The sequence below is a fragment of the Mycobacterium sp. E740 genome (assembly GCF_001672895.1).
Taxonomy (GTDB): domain Bacteria; phylum Actinomycetota; class Actinomycetes; order Mycobacteriales; family Mycobacteriaceae; genus Mycobacterium.
The window spans coordinates 43,452-59,675 of sequence record NZ_LZKP01000107.1; the positions used below are offsets into that span (position 1 = coordinate 43,452).

General features: G+C 66.3%; 16 protein-coding genes and 1 pseudogene. 12 read left to right on the top strand and 5 right to left on the bottom strand.

Annotation, left to right across the window (positions count from 1 at the left end; all coding sequences use genetic code 11):
• Positions 1-38 precede the first annotated feature (38 nt).
• Positions 39-224: a hypothetical protein gene (locus A5663_RS10340; RefSeq protein ID WP_156744418.1), complete on the top strand. Its 186-nt coding sequence runs from the start codon at positions 39-41 to the stop codon at positions 222-224.
• Between the two features lie 413 nt (positions 225-637).
• Here the strand turns inward: A5663_RS10340 and A5663_RS10345 are convergent, their stop codons facing one another.
• Complete coding sequence (locus A5663_RS10345) at positions 638-2,044, bottom strand: NAD(P)/FAD-dependent oxidoreductase (protein ID WP_068147704.1); 1,407 nt, start codon at positions 2,042-2,044, stop codon at positions 638-640.
• A complete protein-coding gene (locus tag A5663_RS10350; RefSeq protein WP_068147707.1) occupies positions 2,041-3,387 on the bottom strand; it encodes an MFS transporter in 1,347 nt (448 codons plus the stop codon). Before A5663_RS10350 ends, A5663_RS10345 begins: the two co-directional genes overlap by 4 nt.
• A gap of 124 nt (positions 3,388-3,511) precedes the next feature.
• On the opposite strand from A5663_RS10350, the gene A5663_RS10355 reads away from it, so the two are divergent.
• Both A5663_RS10355 and A5663_RS10360 read left to right on the top strand, forming a co-directional pair.
• On the top strand, positions 3,512-4,285 hold the full coding sequence (locus A5663_RS10355; protein WP_068147711.1) for a cyclase family protein: 774 nt from the start codon (positions 3,512-3,514) through the stop codon (positions 4,283-4,285).
• 91 nt (positions 4,286-4,376) lie between these two features.
• A complete protein-coding gene (locus A5663_RS10360) occupies positions 4,377-5,540 on the top strand; it encodes an acyl-CoA dehydrogenase family protein (protein WP_068147714.1) in 1,164 nt (387 codons plus the stop codon).
• A 42-nt stretch (positions 5,541-5,582) separates the two neighbouring features.
• On the opposite strand, the gene A5663_RS10365 is transcribed toward A5663_RS10360, so the two are convergent.
• Complete coding sequence (locus A5663_RS10365; protein WP_068147717.1) at positions 5,583-6,266, bottom strand: GAF and ANTAR domain-containing protein; 684 nt, start codon at positions 6,264-6,266, stop codon at positions 5,583-5,585.
• A gap of 139 nt (positions 6,267-6,405) precedes the next feature.
• Between A5663_RS10365 and A5663_RS23805 the strand changes: the two are divergent.
• The 7 genes and pseudogenes from A5663_RS23805 to A5663_RS10400 all read left to right on the top strand — a co-directional run.
• Positions 6,406-6,852, top strand: a pseudogene (locus A5663_RS23805) (AraC family transcriptional regulator ligand-binding domain-containing protein); the annotation flags it as partial.
• Between the two features lie 28 nt (positions 6,853-6,880).
• On the top strand, positions 6,881-7,396 hold the full coding sequence (locus A5663_RS23330; RefSeq protein ID WP_156744445.1) for a helix-turn-helix transcriptional regulator: 516 nt from the start codon (positions 6,881-6,883) through the stop codon (positions 7,394-7,396).
• A gap of 81 nt (positions 7,397-7,477) precedes the next feature.
• The gene (locus A5663_RS10375) at positions 7,478-8,611 is read left to right on the top strand and encodes a hypothetical protein (protein WP_231976749.1); all 1,134 of its coding nucleotides are present in this window, start codon (positions 7,478-7,480) and stop codon (positions 8,609-8,611) included.
• Complete coding sequence (locus A5663_RS10380; protein ID WP_068147720.1) at positions 8,608-9,468, top strand: SDR family oxidoreductase; 861 nt, start codon at positions 8,608-8,610, stop codon at positions 9,466-9,468. The genes A5663_RS10375 and A5663_RS10380 overlap by 4 nt, the downstream gene beginning before the upstream one ends.
• 953 nt (positions 9,469-10,421) lie before the next feature.
• On the top strand, positions 10,422-11,300 hold the full coding sequence (locus A5663_RS22585) for an MAP_0585 family protein (protein WP_082974024.1): 879 nt from the start codon (positions 10,422-10,424) through the stop codon (positions 11,298-11,300).
• A gap of 221 nt (positions 11,301-11,521) precedes the next feature.
• Positions 11,522-12,127, top strand: a complete 606-nt coding sequence (locus tag A5663_RS10395; RefSeq protein WP_068147730.1) for an HD family phosphohydrolase — start codon at positions 11,522-11,524, stop codon at positions 12,125-12,127.
• A 46-nt stretch (positions 12,128-12,173) separates the two neighbouring features.
• Complete coding sequence (locus A5663_RS10400; RefSeq protein WP_156744419.1) at positions 12,174-12,917, top strand: evbL; 744 nt, start codon at positions 12,174-12,176, stop codon at positions 12,915-12,917.
• 12 nt (positions 12,918-12,929) lie between these two features.
• On the opposite strand, the gene A5663_RS10405 is transcribed toward A5663_RS10400, so the two are convergent.
• Positions 12,930-13,958, bottom strand: coding sequence for a fused (3R)-hydroxyacyl-ACP dehydratase subunits HadA/HadB (locus A5663_RS10405; protein WP_068147736.1), 1,029 nt, complete (start codon positions 13,956-13,958; stop codon positions 12,930-12,932).
• An 82-nt stretch (positions 13,959-14,040) separates the two neighbouring features.
• On the opposite strand from A5663_RS10405, the gene A5663_RS10410 reads away from it, so the two are divergent.
• Positions 14,041-15,051: a glycoside hydrolase family 6 protein gene (locus A5663_RS10410; protein ID WP_369816618.1), complete on the top strand. Its 1,011-nt coding sequence runs from the start codon at positions 14,041-14,043 to the stop codon at positions 15,049-15,051.
• 14 nt (positions 15,052-15,065) lie between these two features.
• On the opposite strand, the gene A5663_RS10415 is transcribed toward A5663_RS10410, so the two are convergent.
• Positions 15,066-15,704 (bottom strand): TetR/AcrR family transcriptional regulator, encoded by a 639-nt coding sequence (locus tag A5663_RS10415; RefSeq protein ID WP_082974026.1) that lies wholly within the window; start codon positions 15,702-15,704, stop codon positions 15,066-15,068.
• A gap of 91 nt (positions 15,705-15,795) precedes the next feature.
• Between A5663_RS10415 and A5663_RS10420 the strand changes: the two genes are divergently transcribed.
• The gene (locus A5663_RS10420) at positions 15,796-16,215 is read left to right on the top strand and encodes an MmpS family transport accessory protein (protein ID WP_068147814.1); all 420 of its coding nucleotides are present in this window, start codon (positions 15,796-15,798) and stop codon (positions 16,213-16,215) included.
• Positions 16,216-16,224: the final 9 nt, after the last annotated feature.

Below are 16,224 nucleotides of genomic sequence, written 5' to 3' on the forward strand. Positions count from 1 at the left end.
AGACCGACTGTCCAAAGACGACGGTGGCGCAGCGCGGTTTGACACAAGTCATCGGATTCCTCGGCGACGGGCTCGTCACCAAATGCATCGGCAGCGGCGGAAGATCCCGGCGCAATTGCGGTGCCACACAACAGGTGCACCGATTCGACGTGGATCGGTACCGGGGTGATGAGGCCGACGACGCCTATCAGCACTGCCGCCAGGCCGCCGACTCCTACAAGTGAACGCCACGGCATGCGGTCTGGTTCTCCCTCCGAAAGGTCACGAACTATGCCTGTGAGACGCCAGCACGGTGCTCCGGGTACGGTGCGAACGCAGTTGGATGCGCCACTCAGCGAGTACTGCCGTGGCCAGGTACAGGCTTGTCCACACGACAAGTGCCGGCCAGATTCCCAGCACATCCTTGGACATGAGCACCACGAACAACCACACGGCGAAGCCCCACGTGAAAAAGCTGTTCAGGCCGTGGATCCAGCGAGTCTCGTCGGCTGCAGAGCATCGATGGCGTTTCCTCACCCCACCGGTCTAGCGCATAATCTCCGGCGAGACACCGCCGCTAACGGTTTCTTAACGGGGGATGCAGTCGCGTGCAGCCCATGCGCTCAACGTATTTCACACGTGCTTCAAGCCCGGCCCGCTAACCGGCCGCGCTCTGGTCGCGGCGCGAGCTGCCCTGCGGCTCGTTGTAGCCCTGGTGCACTGGTGACTCCCAGGTGTAGGGCTCCTCGGGATGGCCGGAGCCGCCCAGGATGAAGGAGCGATCGCTGCGGTTGGCCCGCGCGATCGTCGCCAGCCACGTCCCGACGGTGCTGAACCGGTTGCGCACGCCGGTGAGGAACGCGATGTGGATGAAGCCCCACCCCAGCCAGCCGAGCACACCTCTCAGCTTCACCGGGCCGGCCTCCAGCAGGGCATGGCCTCGGCTGATGTACGCCGCTGACCCGAGGTCGCGGTAGCGGTAGTCCTTGCGCCGCCGTCCGCGCAGATCGCGGCGGATGCACGCGGCGACGTGCAGGCCGCCCTGCATGGCGTTCTCCGCGACTCCGGGCAGCCCGTCGCGCCCGGCGAGGTCACCGATGACGAACACCTCGGAGTGCCCGCACACCGACAAGTCCGGCTCGACTGCGATACGCCCCGATCGATCCGTCTCGGCGCCAAGCACTTCCGCGGCGTGCCGCGCGAACGGCACCGCCTCCACGCCTGCGGTCCACAGCACTGTGCGCGTGGCGTAGTCCTCGTCCGGGCCGCCGCCCTTCGGGCTCGCGGTCACGCCGTCGCGCCGGACGTCGCTCACGTGCACACCGAAGTGCATCTCCACACCCAGCTCCTCGAGCGTGCGCGTCGCCCCTTCGGCGAGGGACGGAGAGAAAGTCTTGAGCACCCGGTCGCCGCCGTCGAACAGCAGCACCCGCGCGTCCTGCGGTTCGATGCTGTGAAACTCGTTCGCCAGCGAGCGGGTCGCCAGTTCCCGGATCTGCCCGGCCAATTCGACGCCGGTGGGCCCCGCGCCGGTGACGGCGAACGTGAGCCATTCGTCGCGCTCCGGCCCCGGTGGCAACGTCTCGGCGATCTCGAAGGCTGCGAAGACTCGACGGCGGATGCTGAGCGCGTCGTCGAGCGTCTTCATGCCCGGTGCCCAAGTTACGAATTCCTCCTTGCCGAAGTAGGACTGGCGCATGCCCGCAGCGATCACCAGATAGTTGTAGTCGACATCGAAAGTCGAGTCGTCGGGTCGGCGCGCCGTGACGTGACGCGCGTCGGCGTCGAGCCGGATGGCCTCGCCGAGCAGCGTCTTGACGTTGTCGTGGTGCGACAGTTCCTCCCGCAGCGACCGGCTGATCTGACCGATGCTCAACGTCCCTGTCGCGCACTGGTAGAGCAGTGGCTGGAATACGTGGCACGCCGCGCGGTCGAGCAGCGTGACGTCCACGTCGAGGCGGCCCAGTCGGCGCGCGCAGAACAGGCCGCCGAACCCTCCGCCGATGATGAGAACTCTGGGGCGTCCGATCGCGTCGCTCGAAACAGCCGCTTCGTCGGGTGTCATAGACAATCGGTACCCGTTCCGCCGGCGATCTGCACCTCGCGGGGCCTGCTGCCCAGGGCGACGACCAGCGCGGCGGCCGCCAACGACAGCGCGCCCACAACCCACAGCGCGACCTTGCTGTTGCCGGTCAGCCCGGTGAGCCAGCCGGTGATGTAGGGCCCTCCGAACCCGCTGAGGTTGCCCAGCGAGTTGATCAGTGCGATCCCGCCGGCGGCCGCTGCTCCGGTGAGGAAGGCGGACGGCAGTGACCAGAACACCGGTAACGCGCACATGACAGCGCACGTGCACAAGGTCACGGCCAACATCGCAAGGTAGACGTTGGTCATGTAGAGCGCCGCCGGAATGGACACGGCGCCGACGATCGCCGGGATCGCGACATGCCAGACGCGTTCACCGGTCCGATCCGAATGCCGCGCCCAGGGCACCATGACCACGGCCGCCACGACGTACGGAACCGCGGTGACCAACCCGCGCTGAATGACGCCGAGGTGGACGCCGTACTCCTGCTGGAACCCGGCGACGATCGTCGGCAGGAAGAATCCGACCGCATAGAGCCCGTAGGTGATCGCGAAGTAGATGAACGCCAGGGCAAGTATCCGCGGATGGACCAGCGCCTTCTTCAGCGGCCAGTGACCGCCGGCTTCCGCCAGCACCCGCTCCGCTTCCAATGTTGTTTCCAGCCACTGCTTTTCGCCGTTCGTCAACCAGCTCGCCGCGGTGGGCCGGTCGGTGAGGTAGAACCAGCAGACCACAGCCAGCACGACGGCCGGCAGCCCTTCGGCCAGGAACATGACGCGCCAGCCGGTGAGGCCGAACAACCCGTGCCCCCAATCGATGACCAGCGACGAGACCGTCGACCCGACGGCTGTGGACACCGGTACGGCCATCATGAACAGCGATACGGCGCGCGAGCGCTGCCGTTCGGGAAACCAGAACGTCAGGTAGAGGATGATGCCGGGAAAGAAGCCCGCCTCGGCCACGCCGAGGAGGAAGCGCAGGACGATCAGTGTTTCGGTGTTGGGTACGAATGCGATTGCGGCGCTGATGATCCCCCACGTCAGCATGATCCGCGCTATCCATCGCCGGCCGCCGAACTTGTGCAGGGCGATGTTGCTGGGCACCTCGAGCAGCAAGTAGCCGAGGAAGAAGATTCCGGAGGCGAAGCCGAACACCTCGGCGCTCATTCCGAGTTCCTCGTTCATGCCGTTCGGCCCGGCGAACGCGATGTTGACGCGGTCGAGATAGTTGACGAAATAGAGCAGCACGAGGAACGGGATCAGCCGCCGGCTCACCTTCCGCAGCGTGCTCTTCTCGACGGCGGGGTCCGGCAGGTAGGTGCTCATCGTTGTCCTTCCGGGCTGCTGCGGCGCGGTCGATCACCGCGAGATTAGACGAGTGAGAACGCCCGCGGACGGCGTCATGGGAACTAATGTCGCCTCACAGCAGGCGATGGGAGAGGGAGTCGGAATGCGGAGATTTGTCGACATCTCGGTGCCGTTACAGGCTGGGATTGCGTCTGACCCGCCGGGCCATCTCCCGGAGATCGACTACTACAACCACGGCGAGACCGCCGCCGAGGTTGTCTCCTTCTTTCCGGGTGCGACGGTGGATGACCTACCCGATCGCGAGGGGTGGGCGATCGAACGGGTCCGGATCACCACCCATAACGGCACCCATCTCGATGCGCCCTACCACTACGCCTCGACGATGGACGGGGGTGCGCCGGCAATCACCATCGACGAGGTTCCGCTCGAATGGTGTTTGCGCCCAGCGGTGAAACTCGACTTCCGGCACTTCGAAGCCGGTTACGTGGCCACCGCGACCGACGTGGCCCGCGCGCTCGACCGGATCGGCCACGAACTGCAGCCTCTCGACATCGTCGTGGTCAACACGGCGGCCGGCGCCCGCTACGGCGAGGCGGACTACGTCTCGTCGGGCTGCGGGATGGGCCGGGAGGCGACGCTGTGGATGCTGGAGCGCGGTGTGCGCTTGACCGGCACCGACGCATGGAGCTGGGACGCGCCGTTTGTCTATACGGCCCAACGATATTCACGTGAGCGGGACCCGTCGATCATCTGGGAGGGCCACCGCGCCGGACGCGAGATCGGCTACTGCCATCTGGAGAAACTCCACAACCTGGAGTCATTGCCCGACAGCGGCTTCCAGATCTGCTGCTTCCCGGTGAAGGTGCACGCTGCCTCTGCCGGCTGGACCCGGGCGGTGGCGATCCTCGACGAATGATGCAAATGCCGCCGACGAACCGGCGGCCCACCAGATGCTCTGGGCGTGTCAGTCATACTGGCGCACACCCACTGAACGGAGTGAACCAGCGATGTCGGAATTGTTTCCCGCCTACCGCGCCACCTGGGAGACCGATGCCCACCGCGAGTTGCGCAGACACGCCGCGGAGTTCCTCCGCAAGGAGGCCACCCCGAACCAGGAGCGCTGGGCGAAGAACCACCAGGTCGACCGCGAGTTCTGGACCAAGTTGGGCGATGCCGGCCTGCTGGGTCTCGACCTGCCCGAAGAGTTCGGTGGGTTGGGCGGTGACTTCGGGTACTCGGCTGTGGTCGCAGAGGAGTTTTCGCTCGCCCACGACACCGCATCCGGGTGGGCGGTGCACTCGCCGATCGTGGCCCACTACATCAACGCCTACGCCGACGACGCGCAACGTCGACGGTGGATGCCGAAGATCATCAGCGGTGAGGCCGTGCTCGCCATTGCGATGACCGAGCCCGGCACCGGTTCGGACCTACAGGCCGTGCGTACCACCGCGATCCGCGACGGCGACGACTACGTCATCAACGGCTCCAAGACGTTCATTTCCAACGGCAGTCTGTGTGATCTTCTGGTGATCGTCGCCAAGACGAATCCGAACGAGGGCGCCGCGGGCATCTCGCTTATCGTCGCCGAGACCACCGATGCCCTACCGGGTTTCGAGCGCGGCCGGCTACTGGAGAAGGTCGGCCAGCACGGCCAGGACACCCGTGAACTCTTCTTCACCGACATGCGGGTGCCGGTGGCCAACCTGCTCGGCGCGAAAGAGGGGCTGGGGTTCTATCAATTGATGGAACAGTTGGCCCGCGAGCGGCTCATCCTGGCCTCGACATGCGCGGGGATGGCCGAAGCGGCGCTGTTGGAGGCGATCACTTACAGCAAGCAGCGCGAGGCGTTCGGCAAGCCGCTGATCTCGTTCCAGCACAACCGCTTTGCGCTGGCCGAACTGAAAGCCGAAGTGTTGTCGATCAAGACGACCGTCGACCACTGCATCCAGCAGTACATCGACGGACACAATGACCCGGCAACTGCGTCGATGGCCAAGCTGATCGCCGCGGACAGATCCATCGACGTCGTCGACCGCTGCGTGCAGTTCTTCGGCGGCTACGGCTACATGATGGAGTACCCGATCGCGCGAATGTATGCCGCCGCGCGGGTGACCAAGATCTACGGCGGGACAAGCGAAATCATGAAGGAGATCATCAGCCGGTCGCTATGACGGCCAATCGCACCACGGAATCCCACGTGAGTGCGGCGGACGTCATTCGGCAGCGACGACGCGTTGTGCGACCTCGACCAACTTGGTGTTGGACTCCTGCGAGAGCCGCTTGAGTAGTTCGAACGCTCCGACAGCGTCGATCCTGTACCGTTCCATGATCATGCCTTTGGCTTGACCAATGAGATCGCGCGAGGCCAGCGCGCTGCGAAACTCCTCGTCGCGCCGCAGCACCGACCACGCCAGCGCTGTGTGCGTCGCAAAGATCATCCCGAGCTCGAGGGAGTCCTCGTCGAAGGCCCTAGGAGAGTCGGCGTAGAAGTTGAGCGCGCCTGTGACTACTTTGCCGACGAACAACTCGAACGCCATGATCGAACGCACTGAGGTCTCGGCGAGCGCATCGCGGCGAAAGTTCGGCCAGCGAGTGTCGGCATCCAGATCGTCGACGCGGACGGTGTGGTGCTCCCATGCCGCTGAGACGCACGGGCCTTCCCAATGCCGCTGTTGTATCTCGTCGAGGAGCACAGGCTCGCGGCCAGTCGGCGCAATGGTCGCGATCTTCGAGTTCTCGCGAACCTCGGTGATTGCCGCGTACTGAGCGCCGGGAACATGGCGCGCGGCGCTGTCGACGATTTCGCTCATACCACCGGAAATGCCTGGGGGGCGTCGCTGCAGGTCCCCCACCAGCGCGGTCAACTGAGCCACCACTGCACCTTGCTCGCCGCGCATTCTTGTCCTCCCCACGTTCGACAAGTCAGCTGTATCGACAGTACTGCCGCCGACGACGCCTCGGCGACGGTATTCGCCGCACTCGGTGCGACGAGCCCGAGGGTTTGTGGTCCCGGCCGGCGCGCTCTTAACTGGGCACATGGGCCCCTTGATCCGCGCCGCGAGTCTTCGGGGCTTCGCGCCGCTGGTGCGGGAGCTCGGCGGGAACCCGGTCGAGCTGTTAGCCCGCTTCGGGATCGCAGCATCCGCCGTGGAGTCCGACGATGGGCTGATCTCCATCACGGCTCATGACCGGATGCTCGACGCCGCGGCGCATGAACTCGACTGCCCCGATTTCGGTCTGCGACTGGCGGATTCGCAGGACATCACCATCCTCGGTCCGCTGGCCCTGGCGATCGAGGCGTCGTCGAACGTGGCCGAGGCGATCCGGTGCGCATCGCAGTTCATGTTCGTGCACAGCCCAGCGCTGTCGATTGCCATCGAGCCAGATCCCCTGGGGGCTGCCGGTGTCGTCGCGGTGACATATCGCAAGGATCTGCGCGAGTCCCCGTACTCACCGCAGGCAATGGAACTCGGGGTCGGAGTCCTGCACCACGTCGCCCAGGCTCTGGTCGGTGCCAATCCAGGTCTCCCGGATGTCGCGCTACACCGGCTTCTTCGGTGCGGATGTCAAGTTCGGCATCTCGCCTGCCGCGCTACGAGTGGAACGCAGGGTGCTCGACGAACGCTTTCTCAGCGCCAACGAGACGATCCGAACGCTTGCGGTGGAATACCTGTCCGGCAAGTACGTCGACCCGAGCGCCACGATGACGTCACGCGTGCGCTCGGCCGTTGCCGAACGCCTCGGATCGTCGGAGCCCGTGATCGGGAGCGTCGCGCGTCTGCTGGCTATGAATCCGCGTACCTTGCAACGCCGGCTGGTTGCCGAGGGCACGTCGTACGCCGCGGTACTCGACAGCGTCCGCCGCGACGCTGCTTACCGCTACATCACCACCACCGACATGCCGTTCACCCAGGTCGCCGCGCTGGTCGGGTTCTCCGAGCAATCGGCGCTGACGCGCGCGGTACGCCGGTGGTTCGGCGTTGGTCCGCGGGTACTTCGAAGCCGGCCACCTGTCGCGCAGGGTTAAAAGTTTGTCGCGTTGGGTCAAGTACCTTGCGGTGATTGCGGGCACTCTCGAGGTATCCAGCCCAACGAGGAGCTTTGCATCGTGAACCAGAAAATCGCCGAATCGACGACCCTCACCGCCATCGGCGCGCGCCCGATCCCCGAGTTCGACGGCGTGCACGACGTATGGCCGCGCGGTGAGCGGCTGAAAGCGGTCCGCGAGGCCGCCGCTGAGTACAAGACGCGATTCAAGTCCCAGGGACAGGTGCGGGCGGTGAAGTCGGTCGACATCGCCGCGGCCCCCTACCCGGTCAACTACGCGTTCCACGACGCGGTGTCGGTGCCGACGCTGCCGCTGATCTCGATGATCAACCGGATGATCGTCGTGCAGTACGACGACTGGAACGGCACGCCTCGGACCTTGGTGTTCGAGCCGACGGTGCCCGACGGCTCCGCCGAAGCGCCGTTCTACCGCAACTTGGCGAAGCTGACCGACAACATCCCGGGCGGCAACCTCGTTCAGAAAGCCATCCTGAAGTACTACAACGATCCCGACGAGATCCTGCCCAAACTCGGTCTCACCCCGGCCGACATCGACTTCTGCACGTTCGATCACCTGCACGTGCAGGATCCGCGCATGATCCTCGGGTCGACTGAAGTGATCGAGGGTGAATCAGCCCCGCGCACACCGCTTTTCGGCGACGCGAAGATGCTCGTTCACAGCCGCGAGCTGGCGACGCTGCAGTCGCTGCACCCGATGCAGTGGGCGTGGTACGTCGACGAAGGCCTCAGCGGTGTGGACCCCGACAAGTTCGTCACCTTCGACGGCGACATCGAGCTCGGTCCCGGCATCGCGCTGTTGTGGACCCCCGGCCACACCGACGGCAACCACTCGCTGGTGCTCAACACCCCCAACGGCGTCTGGGTGTCATCGGAAAACGGTATCTCGCTCGACAATTGGCAGCCCGAGCTCTCGAAGATCCCCGGGGTGCGGCGTTATCACGAGAAGTTCGGGCGCGAGATCTGCCCGAACGCGAACACTCTCGAGGATTCCCTGGACCAGTACGACTCGATGGTCAAGGAGAAGACGCTGGCCGATCCGTGCAAGGACGACCCCCGCTGGTTGCAGATCCTGCCCTCCACCGAGCTGGCGCCGTGGAAGCGGTTCTGGCCGGTGGTGCCGACCTATGTGCACGGCGGGATCTCCTACGGCACTATCGAACCCCGCCGGACGTGAACGCGCGGGGAGGAGCTGTCGTCACGGGCGCCGGCCGGGGCGTCGGCAAGCTGATTGCCGCCGAACTCGCCGCTCGCGGGCACCACGTCCTCGTCACCGACCTCAACGACGGGGCGGCGCGGGCGACGGCAGCGGACCTGGGCGACTGCGCCACGGCGTTCACCCTCGATGTTCGCGACGAGACGCAGGTCGCAGCAGCCCGCGACAGGATCGTCGCGCTGGCTGGGCGGCTGGAGGTGTGGGTCAACAACGCCGGCGTTCTGCACACCGGCCCGGCGTGGGAGCAGTCCGGCGAGGCACGTCGGCTCATGATCGACGTCAACGCGATCGGCACCATCAACGGCACCATCGCAGCTATCGAAGCGATGCAGGCCGACGGCGGTCACATCGTCAACATCGTGTCGCTCGCCGGCCTCACGATGGTGCCGGGCGAGGCGGTGTACGCAGCCTCCAAGCACGCGGTGATCGGCTTCAGCCTCAGTACCATTGCGGACCTGCGCCTGGCCGGGATCGAGGGCATCGACATCTCATGCATATGCCCCGACGGAATCTGGACACCGATGCTCTACGACAAGCTCGACGACCCGGGATCGGCACTTTCGTTCTCCGGAACGCTGCTGCAGCCGGAGCAGGTGGTCGAGGCGGTGGGCCGCGTGCTGGACAGACCGCGCCCGGTGAGCGCCCTGCCCCGTTGGCGTGGCATCGTCGCCAGGCTCGCGTCCGCTGCACCGCAGATCGGCTTGCGTGCCGTGCCCCTCGTCGTGGCACAGGGCAAGCGAAAACAGCGCAGAATGCTTGCGGCGCAGGCTGATACGCACGGCTCTGACTTCGTCGCCAGGAGCTCGGCGGACGACTGAGCGAGCTGCCGGATCGGCGGACGCTCAATTTCCTCTGACAGCCGGCCGACGAGCACGGTTGGGTACGCCGCCCCATGGAACCACGGGCTCGTTCGCGGGCGGTGCCACTGTGGGCGGCCGCGACTTGATCGACACGCTGCCGTTGGTTTGGCAAGTCGTCGTGGCGCCCGTGTCGCGGCAGGTAGGCCGCGCATCGGCGGGCGGCGCCGAAATCACCGCGATGGCCGCGAGACTCACTACGAGCAGTGCCGCTCTGCCTCGATCTGCGTCGGCCACCGTCGCCGCCCTTCTCGAGTCACGTTGTCGCGCCGCGCCGCTACGTCGCACGCTACCTCAATGACTACCTGGCAGGCCTGCTTGCTGAGTATTCGCTGTGTGGCCGCTACAGCCTCCCGGATCATTTCAGCGTTCTTTCAGGTTCAGGCAGTAGGAACAGTGGTATCGCGAGGGAAAGGAGCCTGTCTTGCGAACGAACCGATTTCAGCGTGTCACGTTGCTCTGTGGTGTGATCGCGGCCGGCGCGCTGACCTTCCTGGGTGCATTCACATTGCAGATCGGATTTGGGCCGGCGGAGAGCTCAGCGTCGTCAGCCGGTGAAACCACGACGTCGACGCCGCCACCCTCGACGATGCCGATACCGACCGCGAAACCAACCGTGAAGGCGCAGCGGCCAAACGGCTACTGAGTCGTCGTCCACAACCACGCACTTAACGAATTCACAGCTGCGACATAACAATTCACATGTTGGCTAATATCTGCTGGTGGAGGCTGTTTCCGACGGTACAGACCCGGCCCGGCGGACGTCGCCGCGTTTCCTCCGCCGACTTATGGGTATTTGCGCCCCTTGCCGGTGACCTACCGTAAGCGTTCGCCGGCTCGATCGCCGGTTCCACTGCGCTCAATGCTGACTGGCGGATGTACGCAAAATCGAGGTCGGGACGAAGGGAATGAATATGTATGTCAGGCGCACCGGCGGTGCGGCAGCAGTCGCCGCCGGTCTAGGTATCTCGGCACTACTGGCAGGCGGCGGGATCGCCGGCGCGACGCCGTGCGACCAGACGAACCAGTCAAACTGCCAGCCCGGCCCGGGAGGACCCGGCGGACAGCAAGGCGGTGCACAAGGGCCGGAGGGCAACTCACCCCAAGGTCCGCAGGACACCGGTCAGTCACGTCAGGGCAATGCGCCGCAGGGGCCGCAAAACAATGCGCCACAGCAGTCGCCCCAGGACAACTCGCAGCAAGGCCCACAGGGCAACGGGAATCAGCCGGGTAATGGGACGCAGAATCAGCCCGGCGACGAGCACCAGCCCGGCAACGGGAATGAGCACCAACCCGGCAACGGCAATCAGGAGCAGCCCGGCAACGGCAACGAGCACCAGCCGGGTAACGGCAACGAGCACCAGCCGGGCGGCGCGCCGGGCGCCGGCGCGCCCGACAACTCCAACAAGCCCGCGCAGGATGCCCCCAGGGGACGGTTCGACCGCGGTAATGACCAGGTCGGCGGCCCTACGGATGCACCGCACGGCTTCAGCACGCCGGACAACGGAGCGCCGCCGCCGCCGGCGGAAAGAGGACCGGGCTGGAATGACGGTCCCGCCCCGGGCGGACCTCCGCCGAACTGGGAGGGGCCCGCGCCTGCACATGGTTGGGACGGCGCACCGCCTCCTGGCGGCTGGAACCGCAAATACGACGGCCCGCCGCGGGACGTAACCGTTGCCCGTGTTGATTTCGGACCATTCGCGTACAACGGCTACACCGCCATACCGGTCTTCAATCCGGTATTCGGCGGATGGGGCTTCTGGTACTTCGGCGTGTGGGTCCCGTTGTTCTGATCCGACCGGAGGCTGGTCCAGAAGTGCTTACGTGAATTGCCCACGTACCGAGCGACAATCGTCGATGCCGCAGCGGTACCCGTGCATTTGTCGCTCGGTACGCGGGCATTCTCGGCAGCGCTAGCGCAGAACCGCCGTCCCGCACGCTAACTGGGTGATCCCACGCATGTGGTGCGGGCAATCAACCATTTAGGCGTCGCCAGACGCGTAGCGTCCGGGCAATGACGACGCCGGACATCGTTCGCGACTTGCCGCTCGCCGAAGAGATCCTGGAGGCGAACCGTCACCGCGCGCACGGCGACGACGAAGGCTGGGACGCCTACAAGGCGCACGTGTACCGCGTCGTGAACTTCGCTCGGGCGCTCAGTCCCGCTGTTCCCGAGCGCGACGACAAGCTGGCCATCTCCGTCGCGTTCCACGATCTCGCGGCGTTCGACACCCTCGACTACCTGGTGCCCTCGATCGAGGCGCAGGACGAGTGGCTGAAAGCCGCCGGCCGCCAAGCGTGGTCCGAAGAGCTGGCGGTCATCATCGCTCAGCACCATCGCCTCCTGCGGTACGGTCCCGGCGCTCCACTGGTGGAGGCGGTCCGGCGCGCGGATCTCATCGACGTCAGCCAAGGGCTGATTCGCTTCGGCCTGCCAAGCGATTACGTCAAGGAAGTGCGCGCGACCTTCGATGCCGGCGCCTTCTTCCGACGTGTCATCCCGATGGGTACCCTGCGGGCGATCCGCCGCCGGCAACAGCCTGGCTTCCTGCGTCCCGGGAACGCCCTCGTCCGCTCAGGCCATGCGGGCAGAACCGGCCACAACCCAACCGCTACATAGCGCTACCTGGCATGCTGAGCGGACCCACAGAGAAGGAGTCACGAGCATGGAGGAAGCGGTCGCGGCAACCGGCACCGCGATGGAACAGGCCGTCGCGGTGTTCATGCTGCATCCCGAAACCTTCGCCGAGAGTGTCGCCGCCGGCTACCAGAACCCGTTGGCCGGCTACGTCGCCGGTCGCGGGGGAGTTCTCGGGGAGGCCAGCGGCCGCACCGTCAGCGCGGTGTTCGCCGTGTTCGAACCGACCGCGCTGGCCGCACTGTGGGACGAGGGCGTCGCCGTGCGCGGGGCCGCCGGTGCAGCGCAACGATATTGGGAACAGACGGCCGATTTCGGACGCAAGTACCTGGCCGGTGCCGAGGGGCTCGATCGCATCGCCGCGTCGGGGGAGAAGCTGATCGCCGCGACGCCGATCGCCGGATTGCCGCTGTTCGCCGGCTGGCGCGCGATGCCGTTGGCGGACGACGCCGCCGCCCGGGCGTTGCAGGTGATGTTCGTCTTGCGCGAACTGCGGGCCGGAGTGCACTTCAACGCGCTCACCATCTCCGGGATCACCCCGGTCGAGGCGCACATGCTCAACAAGGGGCTGCAGTACACCACGATGTTCGGCTGGCCCGAACCGTTCGCCGACGGCGCAGGCAAGCGCGACCGCTACACCGAGATCGAGCGAGCCACCAATCGGCGGATGACCGAAATATTCACGGCCGCTATGGATTCCGCCGAGGCCGAGGAGCTGGCCCGGCTGAGCACCAACGCGTTGGCATCGTTGAAGGCCAACGTCCCGGGCTGAACCGCAACGACGTCAGCGGAAGCGGACGTTCAGCGTCGCCAGCCCGAAGATCTTCTTGCCTGCTGACTTCGCGCCGACGATCACGACGCCGGTGCGGGTCTGCGGGTCCAGCGACTTGATCCGGCCACTGAACTCGATGTCCGCGCCCTCGGTGGCGGACACGATCGCCGGCGCCGACAGCCGCACTGCGTATCGCGTCACCGCGCCGGGGTCGCCCGACCACGCGCTGGCGAACCCCGCGCCCAGCCCCATGGTGAGCATGCCGTGGGCGATCACGTCGGGCAGCCCCGCCAGCTTGGCGATGTCTTCGTCCCAATGGATCGGGTTGGCATCGCCGGCCACGCCGGCGTAGTTCACCAGATCGCCGCGGGACAGCCGCTTGTGGTGCACCGGGAGCTCGTCACCGACGTTCACCTCGTCGAACGACGGCGTGCCCGGCGCGCGGCCCCCTTCGTCAGCGATCCGCACGTCGCCGTCGGGACGCACTTCCTTCTGGTAGTCGGCGTCGAAGGTGCTGATGCCGGAGAAGTCGACGTCGTGCATCATCGCGTTCTGGACGGCGGTCTTGATCGCCGGATCGACATCCTCGGCGGTCACGCCGACGACCGTGGTGTGCAGGGTGTGCACCCGCTCGCCCGAGGTGTCGGTGAAGGTGTTCGTCACCGTGATGAGGTCCCTGCCGGCGATCCTGCGCACCGACGTCAGCTCGACGTCGACGGTCAATTCGTCGCCGGCGACGATCGGGCGGTGCTGCTCGAAGACCTCCTCGGTCTGCATGTAGGTGTCGTAGCCGACGACGATCTCTTCGAACATGCGGCGATTGCAGGTCATGCCGGGAGTGGAGGTGAACGTCAACGGCGCGACGAGCTCCGAATAACCCAGCTCAGCAGCGGCGGCGACATCCCAGTGCGCCGGGTGGTAGTCCTGCACGGCGCGGGCGTACTCGCGGACCTTCTCACGTCCGACCAGGTAGGTGCCGTCCATCCGGTACCAGTGCCCGACCCGCGCTTCGAGCGGCGACGCTTCTGCTTCTGCGGTCATCAATCAGCTCAACTTTTCTATCGGCGTTTCAACGAGGCCGACCGAAGCACACTAACGCGCCGTGGGCGGCGATTGGCACGCCGTGCGTCCAGCCACTACCTTCCTTCACGTGTTGACCTCAGCTACCCATGCCGTCGCGCGGCGGATCGTGCCGCTCCTCGCGTTCGTGGCGGTCGCCTGCCTCGGCCTCAATGCGGGACCGGCGGTGCGGCTGGCCAGCGACGCGAACCCGTTGGCCGGGGCGCCGTTCTACGTCAACCCGACGTCCGCGGCGATGCGCGCGGCGCAGAGCGCCGAGCCGCCGAGCCCGGAGCTGACCGCGATCGCCAACACGCCGCAGGCGTTCTGGGTCGTCCCGGGTCCGTCCGCCTCCCGGGTTGCCGGCTACGTCGGCGACGCCCACGCCGCCGGCGCGATACCGGTCCTTGCGCTCTACGGGATTCCGCACCGCGACTGCGGCAGCTTCGCGGCGGGCGGCCTCGGCTCCGACGCGGACTACCGGGCCTGGATCGACGGCATCGCCGCCGGCATCGGCTCGTCGCGGGCGGCGGTCATCGTCGAGCCCGACGCCCTCGCCATGGCCGACTGCCTGTCGGACGACCAGCGCCAGGAACGCTACGACCTGATCCGCTACGCCGTCGAGACCCTCACCCGCAACCCCGCCGCGGCGGTCTACGTCGACGCCGGCCACTTGCGGTGGCACAGCGCCGAGGACATGGCGTCGCGACTCAAGCAGGCGGGCGTCGACCGCGCTCGCGGATTCAGCCTCAATGTCGCGAACTTCTTCAGCACCGAAGACGAAATCGGTTACGGCGAAGCCATTTCCGGGCTGACGAACGGTTCGCACTACGTGATCGACACCTCGCGCAACGGCGCCGGCCCGGCCGACGGCGAGCTCTACTGGTGCAACCCGGGGGGCCGGGCGCTGGGCACTGCGCCCACGGCGGCCACCGCAGGACCGCACGCCGATGCCTACCTGTGGATCAAGCGTCCCGGTGAGTCCGACGGATCATGCGGTCGCGGTGATCCAGCCGTGGGCAGCTTCGTGAACCACTACGCGATCGAACTCGCTCGCAACGCGGGCCGGTCCTAGCCGCCCCGCACCGGTCACCGGTAACCGAGGCTGGGCAGCAGCACGTCGTCGACGAGAGTCCGCACCGTCTCCTCTGTCGGCGGGCGCGCCGAAACCAGCGCCCGGAACACGAGGTAGCCGGGCAGCAGGTCGTAGATCTCGTCGCTGATCGCTGCCGCGTCGATCTCACCGCGCTCGACGGCCTCGGTCAGCACCTCGATGATCACGAGCTTGCGTTGATGCAGGAACTCGTCCTGCATCGCCTTCTTCAATCCGGGGTTGTGCGACATCTCGTTGAGCACCGCCCGCATGGTGCTGCCGTGTGCGCACGCCTGCCGGCACACGGATGCGCCGATCTCCAGTAGGTCGGTGCGCAACGAGCCGGTGCGGGGCGGGACGGCGGTGACGCGAGTGCCCTCGACGAACGCGGCGAGCACCAGGTCGGCCTTGGACGGCCACCGCCGATACACCGTCGCCTTGCTCGCTTTGGCCTGTGTCGCCACGGCTTCGACGGTCAACCGGTCGTAGCCGTGCTGTTGCAGCTGCTGCAGCGTGATCGCCAGCAGTTCTGCCTCGCGCGGGGTCCACCGCGATTCCCACGCGTCGGCCGCGGATTCCGTCGGCACGCACCCCTCCCTTGTTGCGCTCCTAGATACGGTACCGTACCGTTTCATCCCTGGGTATGCACAGGCGCGCCCAGGACCAGATCGTGTTCGCCGGACATCGAAAGGCTTTCGGGTGAGCGGTTTTTCGGTCGGCAGGGTGATGAGGCAGCGATGGTCGGTGGTCGTGGCGGTCATCGTGGTCGCGCTTGTCGGCTTCAGCATCTACCGCCTGCACGGCATCTTCGGATCGAACAACGTCATATCCCGACCGGGCGCGGACGCCCTGGAGAACACCGGCTACAACCCCAAACGGGTGCTGTTCGAAGTGTTCGGCACCCCGGGATCGGTGGCCACGATCAACTACCTCGACGAGAACGCCGAACCCCAACGCGTCGACGACGCCCCCCTGCCGTGGTCGCAGACGTTGACCACCGATGAGCCGACGCTCTTCGCCGACCTGCGTGCGCAAGGGGACGGAACGAGCATCGGCTGCCGCATCACGGTCAACGGTGTGGTGAAGGACGAGAGGTCCACCGACAAAGTGAACGGATACATCTCCTGCCTGGACAAGACCGCATGACCGAGCACC